Origin of the sequence: Salegentibacter lacus, assembly GCF_020164555.1 — a bacterium.
Lineage (GTDB): Bacteria > Bacteroidota > Bacteroidia > Flavobacteriales > Flavobacteriaceae > Salegentibacter > Salegentibacter lacus.
Window position 1 is genome coordinate 91,242 of sequence record NZ_JAIQZB010000014.1, and the last position, 16,657, is coordinate 107,898.

Here is a 16,657-nt window from a genome sequence, read left to right on the forward strand (position 1 = left end):
TTATAAAGTAAAAATCAAATACTACTCTTTTAAAAATTTTATATAATTATTCAGCAATCCCCTTATTTGATCAGTGGCTACTGGATTGGCGGAGTGGACTTTAAATTGCAATTCACGAAGGTCTAAACCCGATTCGTAAACAAGCCATTTGGCTGCCGCATAGCCATCTGGCGCAACCTCCCCGAGTTCATTTAAACCCAGATCATTGTCGAAGCTGATAAAGTCCGGTAGGCCATTTTTCTGAATATAAGCCACAAACTCAACATAACTTCTTACCACCTCAAACTCTGAGATCTGGCTATAATCATATACCATATCCACGGTGCGCAAGTCATCGAGAAATAATTTTTTCATCATAGACTACCTAAATCCTACAGCTTTTCTAGCCGGATATTTATATTGTTTTTCTTCATTAATGTTGTATATCTCGGCCAGGGTCATATCATCCACTGTGGAATAATTTACGCTCTGGTCTATAAGAAGATGATTTGCTTTTTCTGCGGACAGAGCCTTGAATTCATAAGCTGATTTCAATCTACCTTTACGTTTTAAAGCCGGATCGATGCGTTGAACATCAGTATTAAAGGTAGCTATGATCTGAATACCCAGGGATTCTCCCAAAATACCGTCGGTAATATTTAGGATCATAGCCAGGTTGGAATTCCGTTGGTTGTCCCGTGAAACGATCAATTCCTCAGCGTCTTCTATGACTAATACTGAGTTAGGGTTATCCATAAGGTATTTTGTCATCGCAATATTATCAAGATTCTGGGCCATCTGTCCTGGTAGAAAAACAATTTCTTTCTTTACAAGTCCGCACAAATACCTAATATATGTACTTTTTCCGGTTCCCGGTTTTCCGTAGAGCAGATGGAGGCCGCTTTTATTATCTTCCTGCAAGATTTTCAGCATTTTAGAATGAAATCTTGGAAAGTCATCATTGTAGCTTTTTGAAAGATCGAGATCTGGTTTAGTAAAATCTATCTTTTTATTATCGAGACCATGAGGTTGCATTATGATAAGATTGATATGGGCTTTGTCAGGCTTTTCTTTTTTAAATCCTTTTATAAACACTAAGAGCTGATCAAGAAGAGCCGAGTTCTCATCCTGAAAATAGACATTAATTTCATCCGGATCCTGTTCCAACATTATTTCTTGTTTTAAAATATAGATGATTTCTGCTTTGTGTTCATCCTTATCATAACACCGTCTAAAATGCTTTCCCAGGATATTGGTAGCGAAAGTTTCTGAAAATCTTTGATGAAACTTTTCGATGTCACGATTGGAAAAAGTATAATAACTGGGAACTTTCCCGAAATAGGCCAGATACATTTTCTGTACATGATAGAAGTTCATCATGTGATTCACATGCTGCAGGTTGAAATCTGGTAAAAATTTGGGTTCTTTATTATTCCTGTAGTTCATAGTAATTTTATTTCACTAATTAAATAAGATTCCGCTTCCCCCTTTAGTTCTCCTATGCCCCTACCTATAGGAAAAGTCACAGACTGAAGCGGATTATCCTTAACACTACGAAGCACTCAGCTTCGTTATAGATATTTACAAAAATGCAGGGAGTTAACGTCAAAGTGTGACGCAATGAAAGATTTGCTTTCGCCAGTATAAAACAATCCTCTGGGTGTGCTACTTGATCAAGAGATTGTAATAACTCTTTTTGAAATCGAACTTTGAATAAATATGTAATGCAATTAAACCTAAGAAAGTTTAAAACCCAATTCCAGTTTTCTTTTCATAGTACGTCTTAGTCGTGGAGCTAAGACTCTTTCGCGCCACAAAATCTTTAGACTTGACCCATTCTAAATCTAGATTCATTAGAATTAAAGGTAAATGCTAGCAATTAATATCAATTAAGAATTTGCTTTTGAATAAGGAGTTATTCTGTACCTATTCTGTACCCATCGAAAAAAAAAAGGCTTCACATTTCTGTGAAGCCTTGTCTTTGCTAGTAGCGGGAACTGGACTCGAACCAGTGACCTTCGGGTTATGAGCCCGACGAGCTACCTACTGCTCTATCCCGCGATATCGACTGCAAATATACAGTCATTTTTTATTTCTCCAAAGCTTTTTTTAAATTAAATCATCACCCAGTTCATAGCTTTCATCCGTTCCTTTCTTTCGAAGGATTTTACATCTGCTGGAACAACAAAATCTTTCATTTCCATAGATTTCTTAAAGAGCTTATCGTCAGTAACAATAGCAATTTTTTTCATGTCTTTAGAGTGAGAAAAATGAAATTTTACAGCCTTTAAAAATCCGCCAAGAGATATTCCTTCATCAGATTCATCTTCTATATATAGGTAAATAGGACTGACAACTTCCAAACGATCTCGTATTTTTGAAAGAATTTCCTCAACTTTCTCCTGATCGATTTCTTCGTTAATAAGGAACCCGACCACGTTTTCGGCAAATTCAAAAGTTTTTTCCATTGGGTTACAAATGGGTTAGAATCTTTCCGAAGATAAAAAAAGAAAGCGAAATCTGAAGGTGATAAAAGTAATTTAGAACTTTATTGCTCAATATTTACTGCTTCAAAAGAACTTAATTCTCCATTCTCAAATGAAACCCTAATCTCTATAGGATTACAGCAATTCTCACAGTCTTCAATATAGGTTTGACTACTTACGGAAGGATCTAATAAGACAGAGATCTCTTCCCAGCAATAAGGACATTGAAAAAAATGTTCGAACATAATCTATAATTCAATATTCAACAATTGGCCGGTGAGCTGTAACAACTCCAATTCAGCAATTTTTGCATCGTATTTCGCAAGATTAAGACTCGTTCTTGCATCCAACAAATTCACCTGCGCCTGTCTAAATTCAATTGAAGTAATTCTTCCAAGGTTAAATTGCTCGCGTGAACGTTCAAAATTATCCTGGTTGGTTGCTACATTTTCCTCCTGAACCCGATAGATATACAACCTATTCTCATAATTTCCAAGAGCGTTGGCGATATCCCTTCTAATTCCCAGGGCTACCTGTTTCTTTTGTAACTCCCGATTTTCATGGGTTATTTTAGCATTCTGAATCTGTACCGAAGTAGTTCCGCCATCAAAAAGATTCCAGGTTAAGCTTACCCCTCCCGAAATACCATCGGTAGTTTGTCTGCTCCCCGGAAAGAAAGCTGTTGCTGCGCTTCGATTAAAATTCCATCCATAAGATCCATTAAGATCTATAGTTGGCAGGTAACCAGATTTACTGATTTTAATATCGTACTCTGTGATTGCAAGGTTTCTATCAAGTTGAAGCAGGGATACATTATTGGCTTCGGCTTCATCTATATAAGCTTCCAATTGTAACTTCGGAATAAAATTCACCGTGGTATCTACCTCAAAATTCTTATCGCTTATCTGGCGATCAACTAACACATTTAGATCCCGCTTGGTATTATCTAGTTGCTGGCGTGTTTGAAGCAGTGTTACACTATCATTATTCACATCTACCCTGGCATTAAGAACCACCAGGTTATTGCTTTGCCCATAATCAAATTGATACTGCGCCCTCGTAACACGATCTTTTGAAGTTTCCAAAACATCTTTCAATACTTCAACATTCTCGGTTAGCCGTGCAATTTCATAATAGACCGATAATAATTGCAGCATCGTATTCTCTATAGTTTCCCTTGCCTGCAGTTTAGATAAATCGTATTGTTCCTTTAAGCTTTTATAGTTGTAGTATCTCCCTAAACCATCAAATAATGTGTAATCAACATTAACAGAAGCATTATAAGAATTGCTCTCTATACCTTGCTGATCTAAGGTTTCGCCTTCTTCGGGTTCTGTAAGCCTGTCATTAAGATCGTACCCGGCGCCTGCCCTCCCGGTTACCGACGGTAAATAACCAGAATTGAGAATGCTCTTATTATTTTCTGCAATCTCGACATCATTGTTTGCCATTTCAATACCATAGTTACGCTCTAATGCAAGCGCTATAGCTTCTTCCTTGGTTAAAACATTTTCTTCCTGCGCGATAACGTTAATCACACAAAAAATAGCGGCAACAAGTATTAAATTACCTAATCTAACCATGTGCTTTTTCTTCTTTTTGTTCTTTAATAGCTCGTTCTACTTCTTCATTAGTCACTCTATTTCCGCTAGCAAGCCATTTTCCGCCCACTTTAATATTATTGCTTATAGAAAGGAGCAATGGTAAAAGTAGTAAGGTGAGCACCGTAGCGATAGCGATTCCGTATGAAATAGAAATTGCCATTGGTTTTAAAAATTGCGCCTGTCTGCTTTTTTCCAGGAGTAAAGGTGCCATTCCCGCAATAGTGGTAAGCGAAGTTAAAAATATAGCCCTGAATCTTGCCCGGCCAGCCTCGTAAAGCGCATCGTTAAACTTCATGCCATCCCGCAGGTTTCCGTTGAATTTACTTATAAGCACCAGCCCATCGTTTACCATAATTCCTACCAGGGCAATAATTCCTAATGCTGAAAGTACATTTACCGGGAAATCGTGAATCCAGTGCCCCCAAGCCACGCCAATTATACTGAAAGGAATCATTATCATTAATAATAATGGCTGACTGTAACTTCTGAAAGTAAAAGCAATTACCGCATAAATAAGGAATAAAACAACCGGTAATACTCCCTTAGCGGAATCGGTTAATTTGTTGGCTTCCCTGTTTTGCCCTTCATAAGAAACCGATAAACTGGGATATTTTGCAAGTAAATCGGGCATTACGTTACTTCTGATATCTGCGAGAATCTCGGTAGAACTTCCGTTGGGATCTTCCATATCTGCACTCACCCTAATTTCCCGAAGTCCGTCTAAGTGACTTATAGATTCGGTACCACGTACAATTTCATAATTGGCGATTTCATTAAACGGAACACGGTTTCCATCTGGGGTAGTTAAACGCATATCGTCTAAATCGTTTATGGAAGAACGATTTTCAAGATCGTAGCGCACCCAAACCCTAATTTCATCCTGGCCACGCTGAAAACGCTGCACCGGAGTTCCAAAAAAACCGTTTCTAACCTGGCGCATCACTTCACTAAGATCAAGACCTAACGCATAAGCGCTTTCTTTCAGTTTAATATTGATCTCTTTTATTCCCTGCGGATCGTTATCTTTTACATCCTTTAAAAGCGGATTATTTTCAAAATTTTCTTTTAATTCTTCTTTTGCAGCTTCCAGTTCCTGAAGGTTATTCCCTAGCAATGAAACTGAAACAGGATCTCCTCCAAAATTACCTCCAGACCCAAAAGTGAGGTTTTCTACGCCAAAGACCGGGCCTACTTCATCTCGAATGGCATTAGTGATTTCTGGAGAACCAAAATCTCTTTCTTCCCCGGGCAGTAAATTTACCTGTAACGAAGCTTTGTTATTACCGGGGCCAACTCGTTTTATGATATTCTCTACTACATCTTGATCACCGCTTTGGCGGCTGCTAAAATCTTCATTTACGCGCCAGGCAGCATCTTCAACCATAGAGATAATGGAATCTGTTCTCTCGGGATTAACACCTTCAGCCATTAAAAGATCTATACTAACGCGGTCACTGGCAATACTTGGAAATAAGGTTATCCTAATCCAGTTACCGCCAATAGCTCCAAAAGTGAGAATTAAAACAGCAACCAAAATACCTAAAGCCAGCATTTGTTGTCTAAGCACAAACTTTAGAACCGGGCTATAAGATTTATCCCTCAGGTAACTCATAACACGATCTCCGCCGCGGTTTATTACCCGCATCTTAACAAAGAGCTTTGCAAGGCCTTTTTTCTTTTTATCTTCTTCAGCATTTCTAGCTTGTAATGCTTTTGAATGGGCAATGTGGGCCGGTAAAATAATAAGTGCTTCTACCAATGAAACCACTAAAGTAAGGATGACGACGGTGGAGACTTCTCCAAAGAATTCACCAATTCTACTATCTAAAAACAAGAATGTAGAAAAGGCCAGAACCGTAGTTAAGATAGCAGATATAATTGGCGGAATCACTTCCATAGTACCATCTAAGGCTGCCTGAACGGGAGTTTTCCCCATTTCGTAATGCTGATAAATGTTTTCACCAATTACAATACCATCATCTACCAGAATCCCTATTACGATAATCATCCCGAATAGAGATAAAACATTAATTGTTACTCCAAACTGCCCCGCGAACATAAACATCCCCAGAAAAGCAATTGGAAGCCCAAAAGCTACCCAAAATGCCAATCTGGTATTTAAGAAAATCGAGAGGAACAACAAAACAAGAAATATTCCCATCGCACCATTTTCCAAAAGTAGCTGGGTTCTTTGACTTAATGTAATTGATGAGTCTGAAACAACATCTAAGCGAATATTACTGCTTTTTGCGTTGTAATCTTTTATATAAGCTTTTACCTTTTTTGCTGCAGATAAAAGGTCTTCGTTATTCGTATTACTTATCGCAACATTTACAGCAATATTTCCATTGAAATAGGAAGAGTTAGAAGTCTCCCCAAATTGATCCCGAACTTCTGCAACATCACTTAATCGGGTGGTTTGCCCGGTGGCTGTAGATCTTATTACCAAATCATTTAAAGCATCAGCGTAATAACTACGGCTGTTTGCTCTAATCAGGTAATCTTCAGCTTCGGTTTTAATGGTTCCGCCTGTACTTAAAATATTTGCTGCACCAACCGTCCTGGCAACTTCTTCGAAGGTTAAATTATAAGCTAAAAGATCATCCTGGCTAACCGCGATTTCAATTTCCTCTTCAGGAAATCCTGAAATTTCAATTTGCGAAATCCCGTCAAGCTGTCTTAGATCGTTTTCAACTTGCTCGCTAATACGTTTCAGCGTTACCAGTGGCACATCATCACCGCTAATGGCAAAACTAATAGAAGGCCTTACTCTTTCTTGCTTTGAAACCACTAAAGGCTCCATTCCACCAGGAAAAGTAGGCACACGATCTACCGCGTTTTTCACTTCGGTGAGCATGACATCTATATCTTCGTCCTGCTCAATTTCTACAGTAATTGAACCTCCACTTTCGCGCGCTGTAGATGTAACCCTTTCTATACCCACCAGGCCTTTAAGGTTATCTTCAATTTTTAGAATAATTCCTTCTTCAATCTCCTCTGGAGCTGAACCTGGGTAGTTTACATTGATGTTAATTATGCGTGAGTCTTCTAAAGGAAAAAAGGAAGAGTTTAAACTGAACACGCCTACCAGACCGAAGATTACAAAAGCGAGGATCACCACATTTACGGCTACCTCATATTTTATAAAATAACTGATTAATTTTCTCAAAATTCCTCGGCTTTATCAGTGTCTTCCTGCTCCTGTATTTGCACTTTCATCCCCGGATGAGCACCAGGAACGGGAGCTGAAACAAGTTTTTCACCATCTTCAAGACCTTTTATCACCACTTTATTGCTGGAAAAATAAACAGGATTAATCTCTTCTAAAACCAGCAAACTGTCTCTTACCACGTAAACTTTAGAGCGATCTATTAGCAATTCCCTTGCAATTTCTATCGCATTTTCCTCATCGCGGGCATCTAATTTAGCTTCAAGGTACATTCCTTCCCGAATGTTGGGATCTTCAATTCTTATAAAAACCTGAATGGTTTGTGAGGCACGGTCTACCCTGGCATTTATTCTGCTCACTGTACCGCTATATGTTTGATTCCCATCAAGATCTTGTAAGGCTACATTCTCTCCGATTTTCAGTAAATCTGAAAACTTTTTTCCAACGGCTACTTCGAGTTCATAAACCGAAGGATCTATAAATTCTCCCAGTTTTTGACCGGGTCTTACCAAAGTTCCCGGGTTAACGGCTGCTTCCGTTAAAACACCATCAAATGGAGCTATGATATTGAACTTTCGAAGTCGTTCTTCCAGGTTTTTTATTTCATAATAAGCCGATTGAATTCCGCGGCCGGTAATAAAATATTTCTCTTTATCTGAATCTGACTCCGGTAAAGGTTTCGTCGTACTGTTTACATCAAAATTATTGAGGTAATCCTGCCATTTCTGAAAAGAATCTGGATAATCCATTCTAAGATCTGGCATTATGGAAGTGATATTATTGAACAATTCACTTTTAGCCGAACGTACACTTGCAGTATACTCTTCTGAATTAATCCTTAAAAGCACCTGGCCTCGATTATAGCGCTGTCCCGGGCGAAAAGCTTTACTACTACCCTGAAAAATTCCTTCAACTTCAGAAAAAAGTTCCAATTTTTTAAGTGCAGTGACACTTCCATTAGCGGGAACCACAATAGGCACCTTTCGGTTTTCAACGGTTTCTACAAACACATTTTTTACTACTTTGGTGTTCTCTGGCACCTCTTTTACATTACTGTCAATAATTGCTTTTGCACCAAAAACGGCCAGCACAATAAGTAAGACTCCAAGAATGGAAAGAATGATTTTGCGTTTATCCATGTGTGTAGGACATCTATTTGCCCTTTTGGTTTAATTTGAAGTTGAAATTATATGAATTGTTTAAGCCAGACTATCCAGATTTTCCTGAATTTCTTCCCATTCTTTCATTAGGGAATTCAATTCTTTCTTTTTGCTTTTATACTTATCCATATACCCGGGTTTCGCAGAAACTTCATCATAATTTGTAGCTAATTCCATATCCCGGGTTTCCAAATCTTTCTCAAGCTTGGTTATTTTAGATTCGGTATTGCTTAATTTATTTTTTAAAGATTTTAATTTCTTTTGGTCTTTATATGCTTTTTTGTTGTTAGAACTGGCAGCATCTTTTTGTACTTTGGCGGCTTTGTCCCTTTTCTCTACGCTGCGCATATCTTCTAATTTACGCTGCTCCAAAAAGTAATTTATATCGCCAAGATATTCCTTAATTTTGGTATCCTTAAACTCATAAACTTTATTCCCAAGTCCCTGGAGGAAATCCCTGTCGTGAGAAACAATTATTAAAGTTCCTTCAAACCTGTTCAAAGCTTCTTTTAGTACGTTCTTAGATTTAATATCCAGGTGATTGGTAGGCTCATCCATTATAAGCACGTTGAAAGGCTGTAGCATCAATTTACAAAGCGCCAGGCGGTTTCTTTCGCCTCCAGAGAGCACTTTCACCTTCTTCCCAACCTCATCCCCTCTAAAGAGAAAAGAACCCAACATGTCACGAACCTTACTTCGGTTCTTTTCATTGGCGGAATCGATCATAATATCAAGAACGGTTTTCTCACCATCCAGGTAATCGGCTTGATTTTGTGCAAAATATCCTAACTGAACATTGTGACCGAGTTTTAAATTTCCTTCGTAAGGAATTTCATCTATTATAATTTTAGCAAGCGTGGTCTTACCCTGACCATTTTGGCCTACAAAGGCAATTTTACTTCCGCGTTCAATTAAAAGATCTATATTTTTTAAAACCTGATTATCACCATAAGCTTTGCCAATTCCCTCAGCTTCTATCACCACTTTCCCCGGTTGAATAGAAATTGGGAAACTCACATTCATCACCGCATTATCATCTTCATCTACTTCAATACGATCTATTTTATCCAGTTTTTTGATAAGCGACTGCGCCATAGAGGCTTTTGAAGCTTTTGCCCGGAATTTATCGATAAGCTTTTCGGTTTGCTCAATCTCCCTTTGTTGATTTTTTTGAGCAGCGAGTTGCTGTTCTCTCAACTCCTCCCTAAGCACGAGGTATTTTGAATATGGCTTATTGAAATCGTAAATTTGACCAAGCGAAATCTCTATCGTCCTGTTCGTTACATTATCAAGGAACATTTTATCGTGAGAAACAATTATCACACAACCCGAATAATTATTCAGGAAATTCTCCAGCCAGATAATACTTTCAATATCCAGGTGGTTGGTAGGCTCATCCAGAAGAAGAATATCGTTATTTTGAAGTAAGAGCTTTGCCAGTTCTATACGCATTCTCCAACCTCCTGAAAAAGTTTCGGTAAGTTTATCAAATTGTTCTCGCTGAAAACCCAGCCCAAGCAGTACCTTTTCGGTATCGCCTTCATAATTATAACCGCCAATTATTTCGTAGGTATGCGTGATTTCGCTTAAATCCTGAATAAGTTGTGTGTAAGACTCACTTTCGTAATCGGTGCGGGTAGCTAATTGATGATTTATTTCATCAATTTGCTTTTCAAGTTTCTTTATTTCAACAAATGCCTGTTGCGCTTCTTCCAAAACACTGCGGCCCTGTTCAAAATCTATATCCTGCTTTAAAAAACCAATATTCAGTTCTTTATCACGGGCAATCTGGCCCCCATCATATTCCTGCTCTCCGGCAAGAATTTTAAGCATTGTAGATTTTCCGGCACCATTCTTTCCTATTAGTCCCACGCGATCTCCGGCACCAAGTCTAAAGGTTATTTCCTCAAAAAGATATTCTCCGCCAAAAGAAACAGAGAGATTATGAATATTAAGCATTTGTAGATTTTATTTTTGCAAATATGCCTAAATTTACAACGTGAAAAAAATATGTTTGCTCCCAATCTAAAGCCTTAACAAAACTTATAACCCCTTGAGTATCAATTATGGAATTTTTAAAAGGAACCAAATTTTATAGTATCCTTACAGGATCTTGCCCTGTATGCCACGAAGAGAGTATGTATCTGGAAAGTAATCCTTATAAATTAGGACGTATTTTTGACATGCACGAGCACTGTTCTAATTGCGGAACAAAATATAAAATAGAACCTTCTTTCTTTTTTGGAGCTATGTATGTAAGCTATGCGGTGGGAATTGCTTTTGCCGTAGCTGCCTTTGTAATTGCCTATTATTTTCTTGGCGGTGGCTTAATGACTTCCTTTTGGGCCATTATAGGAACACTGGTTGTCTTTATGCCAATAATTGTAAGACTTTCCCGAAATATTTGGATTAATTTCTTTTTGCATTATAAGCCTAATGCAGGTAAAAGTTAAGCCGGATAATGTTTCTTACTGAACCTTTGTAAATCTATCTCCTGTGGAAGCTGCGCGTCACCCTCAATAAATGAAATTAATTGCTCTGAAATCATTGGGGAAATGAGTACACCCCGACTTCCAAAGCCATTGCAGCAATAAAGATTTTTATATTTTGGATGCCTTCCTAACATCGGCTTCCGATCTTTACTGGCAGGCCTAATTCCCGCCGACTGATCTACCACTTCAAATTTGCAAGTGATAAGTTTTTCTATTTTCTTTTCTAATTCTTCCCTCGCTTCTTTACTCGGCTGTGGATCTTTTTCCTGGTTATTATAGGTCGCGCCAACCTTATACAAATTATTACCTAACGGAATAATAAAAACCGATGATTTAACCGCTTCTTCGAGCTGTAATTCTTCTGAATAAATTGTTATGTATTCCCCTTTATTTCCGCGCAGCGGAAGGTAATTAAAGTATGAGTTATACTGCATTCCAAAACCTTCACAAAAGATGATCTGCTTTGCTGAAATCCCATTATAACTTACTGAATCTTCATTAATCTGGAGAGCATTATAATCGAATCTTTCAAATTGAATTTTGTCATTATTTTCTAAATAATTTCGGTACTCTTTTACGAGAACATCAGTATCGATCACCCCTGTTTGCCGAACTCGTCCAAAAGAAAATTCGGAAGGAATATTAGCGTTGATATCTTTAACCAGTTTAGTATCTAAATATTCTGAAAGTAAGGGTATATCGGCAGCTTCAAACCAGTTATTTTGCTCTTCAGCCGAAAAGAATTTTCTATAAATAGCTAAAGGGTAAACAATCTTAGCCTGCAATAGTGTCTCCATTTCTTTATAAAACGGAATAGCGATTTTCATTTGTTCATTTGCATTCCAGGCCAGCGTAAAACGTTTAAGAATTACCGGATTGAATAATCCGCCGGCAACCAGAGAAGATTTTTGAGAATTATCTTCAAAAACTACAAATTTCTTATCTCTTTCTTCAAGTCTGCGGCTTATTGCGATTCCGCTCAAACCTAATCCAACTACTATATAATCTAACATAGTTTAAAAGTAAAAATTTATAGATTAACCTGTATCCTAAAAATAAAAAAAGCGCTCCATTGGGAACGCTTTTCTACTTAATTTTGAAACTTCCTGAAATTAGTAATTCCACATATCCAGCTCAAAGTTTCTTATTTGTTCTTTTATACGCTGGGCCTCTAAAAGTTCCATAAACGCATTGTCTACAATATATTCATCTACTTCACGATCGCCATAAACGTTATCCTCTTTATAAATCATTGCATCAAATCTTCTCGAATTCAGCAGATGATCAAAAGTAACTGTTTGTGCAGAACTAGTACCGGTATAGGCTTTATTCTCGTGTAAAATATCTCTGGCATCAGGAAACCATACCCAAAAAAGTTCAACAAGATCGGTTTGTCCAGAATCTATAAAGTTAACATCGGGAGCTACAGGTGCAATCCCGAGTAATCTGTATTTCAATTCGGCCATACGTTTATCAAAATACCACATACCACGAATATGATACGCAGCAATATCTGCAGCGCCAAGATCTCTTCGATCAATAAATTGCTGGTCTACTTGTTCACCGGCATTATACTGCTCAATCCCAAGATCTGTAGTATCTACTTTAGATAACGTAGCCTGAATATCTTTTAGAGTTCGTTTTTCAGTAAAATAAGAATCGGCATAAATATTTTGAATTTCACCACTTTTAATAGCTGAAACCAAAACATCATATAGGGCACGACGATTGTCACCAATATTATTGGTGTCTATTGGATAATACAACGGGAAATTAACCCGTTCATCAAGATCTATTTTTTCCCAGACAGTTTTAGACCATAAAATATCACGATCTTCAACGTAACCATATTCAAGTGGTTTATCATTGATGTCACTTTGAATCTGGGCTTGGGTTTTCTTACCAATATCCTCGGGGTCTTTAGCATTTAGAATGTTTGTTTGCCCGTAAGATGCTACTGTATAAGCCAACACCAAAGCATTTAATAAAAATCCTCTCCAACTCATCTTCTTAATTTTATTAATTTGTCAACTCCACAATAACCGGAGCTACCTTTTTAAGCTTGTAACTGGAATTACCGGAAATGCCTGCCTGAATATCAAAAATAGTTACGCTTTCTCCTCTTCCAGCTCTTCTTAAGGCCGCTTTCGCTCTGTCATCTAATCTACTTCCATTAATTCTTATTGTAGGTTGTCCGGGAACTTTAAAGCTAAATCCTGTTACATTAAGATCTAGGTTAAAGTCAAAATCTGGAAGGCTTGCACTAATAGTAGCAATTTCTAAGCTATTACGTTGCATTTGCACCGAACCGTTTTCACCTCTTACTGTTCCAACAGGTTGAGGAATATCTTTAATTCTAAAAGTTTTACTGTCTGAAACAGTTTCACCATCAGGTAACTTACCGCTTACATTAATAGAAACCTCTCTGGCCTGTAAATTAGTAACATTCATAACATATTGTCCTGCACCACCAGCCGGTGAAAGTCCAGGTGCCTGCGCACTAACACTTCCAACTCCAGGAATAGAGATCGTCATTGGGTTTTGAACCCCACGATAAAGTACATTCATTTTATCGGCTGAAATAACCGCTGAATTTGGCTTAGGAATTACCGCGTAAGAACTGCTAATTGGTATTCTTACAATTGAATCTCCTTCTTTAAACTGAAGCTCTCCATTAATCTCTTTCTCTCCCACATTTCCCGCAGGGAAATCTAACATAACCTGTCCAGCTTGTGTACTTTCTACTTCATTACCGTTTATAGTAACATTCTCAAACTTTAAAGTGGGATCTACACGGCCAAGAACAACTTTACCTGTAAAGTTTTCACCACTAAAGAAAGCAGTTTTATCTGGAACTACTATCGCCTGATAATTAGTTAAAGAAACATCACTTTGCAACTGACCTTCAAGCATTGAAGATAAAATATCGTTTTCAGTATTTCTAACATCAGTTTGTATCTGCGTTAGTTTTGTTAGAGAAGCAATTAACGGAAACCCTTGATAATTATACATTAACCAGGGCTTGGTTACGTTTTCGTTATTAGTTACTTCTTCAGTAGAAAAATCCTTAGCTACCTCACTTCTAATTTGTGGAAAACCACCTCCTAGAATAGAAAGTACTTCATTTCTATAATTGTCTATAGCAGCAACAAATTCTTCTCCTCTTGGAGTTACCCTACCGCTCGCAAAAAATAAGTTGTCTAACTTATCAGAGCGATCCATAGCTTCATAATTGCTTCTATCTTCAGCCTCAAAATCGGCTAATAATTCTTCTTTAAGGTTACCAACAGTAGTATAAAGATTATCAGAAAGAGTGCCTATTTGTTCGGCTTTGGCTTCTAATTCTTCATATTTTGCGGGTTGTTCTTCGGCTTTAGCGGCTAAACCAGCCATTGCCATATCGTTACGTTGAGATGTAGTAGCATTAGATTCTTCCAGGTCTTCATTCATTTGACCGAAAGCTGTTAATACTTCCTTAGACATATTTAGTGCCATCATCGCGATGAAAACCAGATACATCAGGTTAATCATCTTCTGTCTTGGGGTTTGTTTTCCAGACGCCATATGCTAATTAGTTTTGTTCTTTAATAATTTAGGTTTTCAGGGGTAATGTTTTTACTAATTAGTCGCCATGCTACTGCGCGTACCGTTCATAGCAGTAAGCATACCTCCATAAACTCCGTTTAAAGAACTAAGGTTAGCTGCAAGAGATCCCATTTCCTGGTTTAACTTACCGGCATTCTCTGCAACCTCCTGGTTGATTTCTGCCTGACGTGAAGCTGATTCTACCTGAGCCTTATAAATATTATTCAATGTTTCCATTTGCGTTGCAGCTGTAGTAAGCTCTTCGCTGTATTTCTTCTGTGATGCCATAGCGTCTACGGTAGGTGCAATACCTTTTGCAGCACCTTCAAAATTACGAATGCTATCTCCAAGACTGCTCATTAAATTAGCATCTATCTTAGCTTCTTTAAGCATTTCGTCAAGTTTCTTAGACAGCTGTCCCTGAGTCTCTTTTTCATCCTCAATCACCGTTGCGCTACGGCGACTTCCCTGCCCACCGGCTAATTCAGGATAAACTAAAGACCAGTCAAGATCGTCGTCTGTTGGTTCAAAAGCAGAGTATGCGAATACAAAAGCTTCCACTACAAGACCTGCAATAAGCATAGGGTTTGCAAATGGCCAGTGCATAATTTTAAAAAGTGCACCTAATATTACAACTGATGCACCTAAACCGTACACCATGTTAGTTATTCTCTTAGTTGAATTTGATTTTGCCATAATAATAAAATAGATTTAGATTTTCTACTGGTTAAATAGGTTGTTAATTATCTGTTAGGTTGATTTAGGGTAACATCTGTTCCGAGGTAATCCTGAACAGTTCTAAAGCCAATATAGCTTCTTGCTGAATCTGCATATTCGTAATCTCTTGAGCTCACCTGAAGGAAATAAGCTACATCCTTCCAGGATCCTCCCCGAACTACTTTTCGCATATCATCGGGATTGTTCACTGTAGGGTTCATTGAAGACATATACTCGTAAGAAGCAGGATCGTAAGACGAATCTACCCATTCTCCCACATTACCGGCCATATTATATAACCCGTAGTCATTAGGATCGTAAGATTTTGCCTCTACTGTATATAATGCCTGGTCTGCTGCATAATCTCCTCTTAATGGTTTGAAATTTGCCATGAAACATCCACGATCGTTTTTGGCATAAGGTCCTCCCCATGGATAAGTAGCACCTTCAAGACCACCACGGGCGGCATACTCCCATTCACCCTCGGTTGGCAAACGGTAAGAAGGCACATTGTGTTCTCCTTTTTCTCTTCGGTAGTAATTGTGATATAAAGTTCTCCATTGTGTAAAAGCTCTTGCCTGTTTCCAGGTAACTCCTACCACCGGATAATCGTCAAAAGCACTATGCCAGAAGTAATCATTATGCATAGGCTCGTTATATGAATAGTTGAAATCCCTTATCCATACAGTAGTATCGGGATACACAGGAATTTCTTCTCTTCTTATATACTCACTTCTATCACCTTGTTGCTTGGCAGCACCCTGAATATCCATCCAGGTATATGTGAATTTTAATTTCTCAACGTCTATAGTACGCTGGCCGTTATAAACCTCGTCCATTGGGATATACATCATATCCATCACCTCAGCATAATACACATCAGGATAATCTTCGGTGTCCCAAATAATATCAATATCTTTATTTAAACGACGGTTCTCATAAGTATCAGATGGACCTCCCTGTCCGTAGGTATTAAGCATATACTCCTCATAAGGCGTCATGTCACCTTCATCGGCATCCATAAAAGCATACTCTCCAATCCCGCCTGAGCCATCAGTTTCGCCCATATTTTCAGCCATAATAGCTAATTCAGTTCTAACAATAGAATCCTTAACATCATTTACAAACTGGCGGTATTCGGCATTAGTAATTTCGGTTTCATCCATATAGAAAGAACGCACGGTCACCGTTTTTGGTGGTGCATTACGCTGGCCTGCGATATCATCATCAGACTTACCCATAATAAACGCACCCCCCGGAATTAATGTCATCCCAAGCGGTTTCTCCGGATTCCACTTCTCCCCTTTCGCACCAACCAGCTGTCCACGATCTCCACGCCCACAGCTTGAAAGCAAGGCTAGAACAGCTATTAGCGAAATAAATTTCTTCATAGTTTCTCTTAGGTTAAGACATCTCAATTTACGGCAGTAAACCTATCTAATTATTTTTTAAAAAACAATATTTT

At 38.1% G+C, this 16,657-nt stretch carries 14 protein-coding genes and 1 tRNA gene; 1 reads left to right on the forward strand and 14 read right to left on the reverse strand.

What is annotated here, in order from left to right; genetic code table 11:
- Positions 1–21: 21 nt before the first annotated feature.
- The 9 genes from LB465_RS12630 to LB465_RS12670 all read right to left on the reverse strand — a co-directional run bounded on the left by LB465_RS12630 (position 22) and on the right by LB465_RS12670 (position 10,357).
- A complete protein-coding gene (locus LB465_RS12630; RefSeq protein ID WP_224470256.1) occupies positions 22–354 on the reverse strand; it encodes a cyclic-phosphate processing receiver domain-containing protein in 333 nt (110 codons plus the stop codon).
- A gap of 6 nt (positions 355–360) precedes the next feature.
- Complete coding sequence (locus LB465_RS12635) at positions 361–1,425, reverse strand: AAA family ATPase (protein ID WP_224470228.1); 1,065 nt, start codon at positions 1,423–1,425, stop codon at positions 361–363.
- Between the two features lie 542 nt (positions 1,426–1,967).
- A tRNA-Met gene (locus tag LB465_RS12640) sits at positions 1,968–2,040 on the reverse strand.
- 53 nt (positions 2,041–2,093) lie between these two features.
- Positions 2,094–2,447, reverse strand: a complete 354-nt coding sequence (locus LB465_RS12645) for a SpoIIAA family protein (protein WP_224470229.1) — start codon at positions 2,445–2,447, stop codon at positions 2,094–2,096.
- 80 nt (positions 2,448–2,527) lie between these two features.
- Entirely contained in the window at positions 2,528–2,710 is a 183-nt protein-coding gene (locus tag LB465_RS12650) for a CPXCG motif-containing cysteine-rich protein (protein WP_224470230.1), read from the reverse strand.
- A 3-nt stretch (positions 2,711–2,713) separates the two neighbouring features.
- Positions 2,714–4,048, reverse strand: a complete 1,335-nt coding sequence (locus tag LB465_RS12655) for a TolC family protein (RefSeq protein WP_224470231.1) — start codon at positions 4,046–4,048, stop codon at positions 2,714–2,716.
- Complete coding sequence (locus LB465_RS12660) at positions 4,041–7,238, reverse strand: efflux RND transporter permease subunit (RefSeq protein WP_224470232.1); 3,198 nt, start codon at positions 7,236–7,238, stop codon at positions 4,041–4,043. The genes LB465_RS12655 and LB465_RS12660 overlap by 8 nt, the downstream gene beginning before the upstream one ends.
- The gene (locus tag LB465_RS12665; RefSeq protein ID WP_224470233.1) at positions 7,235–8,377 is read right to left on the reverse strand and encodes an efflux RND transporter periplasmic adaptor subunit; all 1,143 of its coding nucleotides are present in this window, start codon (positions 8,375–8,377) and stop codon (positions 7,235–7,237) included. The genes LB465_RS12660 and LB465_RS12665 overlap by 4 nt, the downstream gene beginning before the upstream one ends.
- Before the next feature lie 60 nt (positions 8,378–8,437).
- On the reverse strand, positions 8,438–10,357 hold the full coding sequence (locus tag LB465_RS12670) for an ABC-F family ATP-binding cassette domain-containing protein (RefSeq protein ID WP_224470234.1): 1,920 nt from the start codon (positions 10,355–10,357) through the stop codon (positions 8,438–8,440).
- A 107-nt stretch (positions 10,358–10,464) separates the two neighbouring features.
- Here LB465_RS12670 and LB465_RS12675 point away from each other — a divergent pair, with 107 nt between their 5' ends.
- Complete coding sequence (locus LB465_RS12675; protein ID WP_224470235.1) at positions 10,465–10,851, forward strand: DUF983 domain-containing protein; 387 nt, start codon at positions 10,465–10,467, stop codon at positions 10,849–10,851.
- Here the strand turns inward: LB465_RS12675 and LB465_RS12680 are convergent.
- The 5 genes from LB465_RS12680 to porK all read right to left on the reverse strand — a co-directional run bounded on the left by LB465_RS12680 (position 10,848) and on the right by porK (position 16,583).
- Positions 10,848–11,903 (reverse strand): NAD(P)/FAD-dependent oxidoreductase, encoded by a 1,056-nt coding sequence (locus LB465_RS12680; RefSeq protein ID WP_224470236.1) that lies wholly within the window; start codon positions 11,901–11,903, stop codon positions 10,848–10,850. The two genes, LB465_RS12675 and LB465_RS12680, sit on opposite strands and share 4 nt — an antisense overlap.
- Before the next feature lie 99 nt (positions 11,904–12,002).
- Positions 12,003–12,896, reverse strand: a complete 894-nt coding sequence (porN, locus tag LB465_RS12685) for a type IX secretion system ring subunit PorN/GldN (RefSeq protein ID WP_224470237.1) — start codon at positions 12,894–12,896, stop codon at positions 12,003–12,005.
- Positions 12,897–12,909: 13 nt separating this feature from the next.
- Positions 12,910–14,454 (reverse strand): type IX secretion system motor protein PorM/GldM, encoded by a 1,545-nt coding sequence (porM, locus tag LB465_RS12690; RefSeq protein WP_224470238.1) that lies wholly within the window; start codon positions 14,452–14,454, stop codon positions 12,910–12,912.
- Between the two features lie 54 nt (positions 14,455–14,508).
- Positions 14,509–15,171 (reverse strand): type IX secretion system motor protein PorL/GldL, encoded by a 663-nt coding sequence (gene porL, locus LB465_RS12695; RefSeq protein WP_224470239.1) that lies wholly within the window; start codon positions 15,169–15,171, stop codon positions 14,509–14,511.
- A gap of 47 nt (positions 15,172–15,218) precedes the next feature.
- Entirely contained in the window at positions 15,219–16,583 is a 1,365-nt protein-coding gene (gene porK / locus LB465_RS12700; RefSeq protein WP_224470240.1) for a T9SS ring complex lipoprotein PorK/GldK, read from the reverse strand.
- Between the last annotated feature and the right edge of the window lie 74 nt (positions 16,584–16,657).

Excerpts from the sequence above, each read along its gene's own strand:
- LB465_RS12630 (WP_224470256.1), bottom strand. The coding sequence starts at position 354 with ATGAAAAAATTATTTCTCGATGACTTGCGCACCGTGGATATGGTATAT.
- LB465_RS12635 (WP_224470228.1), bottom strand. The coding sequence starts at position 1,425 with ATGAACTACAGGAATAATAAAGAACCCAAATTTTTACCAGATTTCAAC.
- LB465_RS12645 (WP_224470229.1), bottom strand. The coding sequence starts at position 2,447 with ATGGAAAAAACTTTTGAATTTGCCGAAAACGTGGTCGGGTTCCTTATT.
- LB465_RS12650 (WP_224470230.1), bottom strand. The coding sequence starts at position 2,710 with ATGTTCGAACATTTTTTTCAATGTCCTTATTGCTGGGAAGAGATCTCT.
- LB465_RS12655 (WP_224470231.1), bottom strand. The coding sequence starts at position 4,048 with ATGGTTAGATTAGGTAATTTAATACTTGTTGCCGCTATTTTTTGTGTG.
- LB465_RS12665 (WP_224470233.1), bottom strand. The coding sequence starts at position 8,377 with ATGGATAAACGCAAAATCATTCTTTCCATTCTTGGAGTCTTACTTATT.
- LB465_RS12670 (WP_224470234.1), bottom strand. The coding sequence starts at position 10,357 with ATGCTTAATATTCATAATCTCTCTGTTTCTTTTGGCGGAGAATATCTT.
- LB465_RS12675 (WP_224470235.1), top strand. The coding sequence starts at position 10,465 with ATGGAATTTTTAAAAGGAACCAAATTTTATAGTATCCTTACAGGATCT.
- LB465_RS12680 (WP_224470236.1), bottom strand. The coding sequence starts at position 11,903 with ATGTTAGATTATATAGTAGTTGGATTAGGTTTGAGCGGAATCGCAATA.
- porN (WP_224470237.1), bottom strand. The coding sequence starts at position 12,896 with ATGAGTTGGAGAGGATTTTTATTAAATGCTTTGGTGTTGGCTTATACA.
- porM (WP_224470238.1), bottom strand. The coding sequence starts at position 14,454 with ATGGCGTCTGGAAAACAAACCCCAAGACAGAAGATGATTAACCTGATG.
- porL (WP_224470239.1), bottom strand. The coding sequence starts at position 15,171 with ATGGCAAAATCAAATTCAACTAAGAGAATAACTAACATGGTGTACGGT.
- porK (WP_224470240.1), bottom strand. The coding sequence starts at position 16,583 with ATGAAGAAATTTATTTCGCTAATAGCTGTTCTAGCCTTGCTTTCAAGC.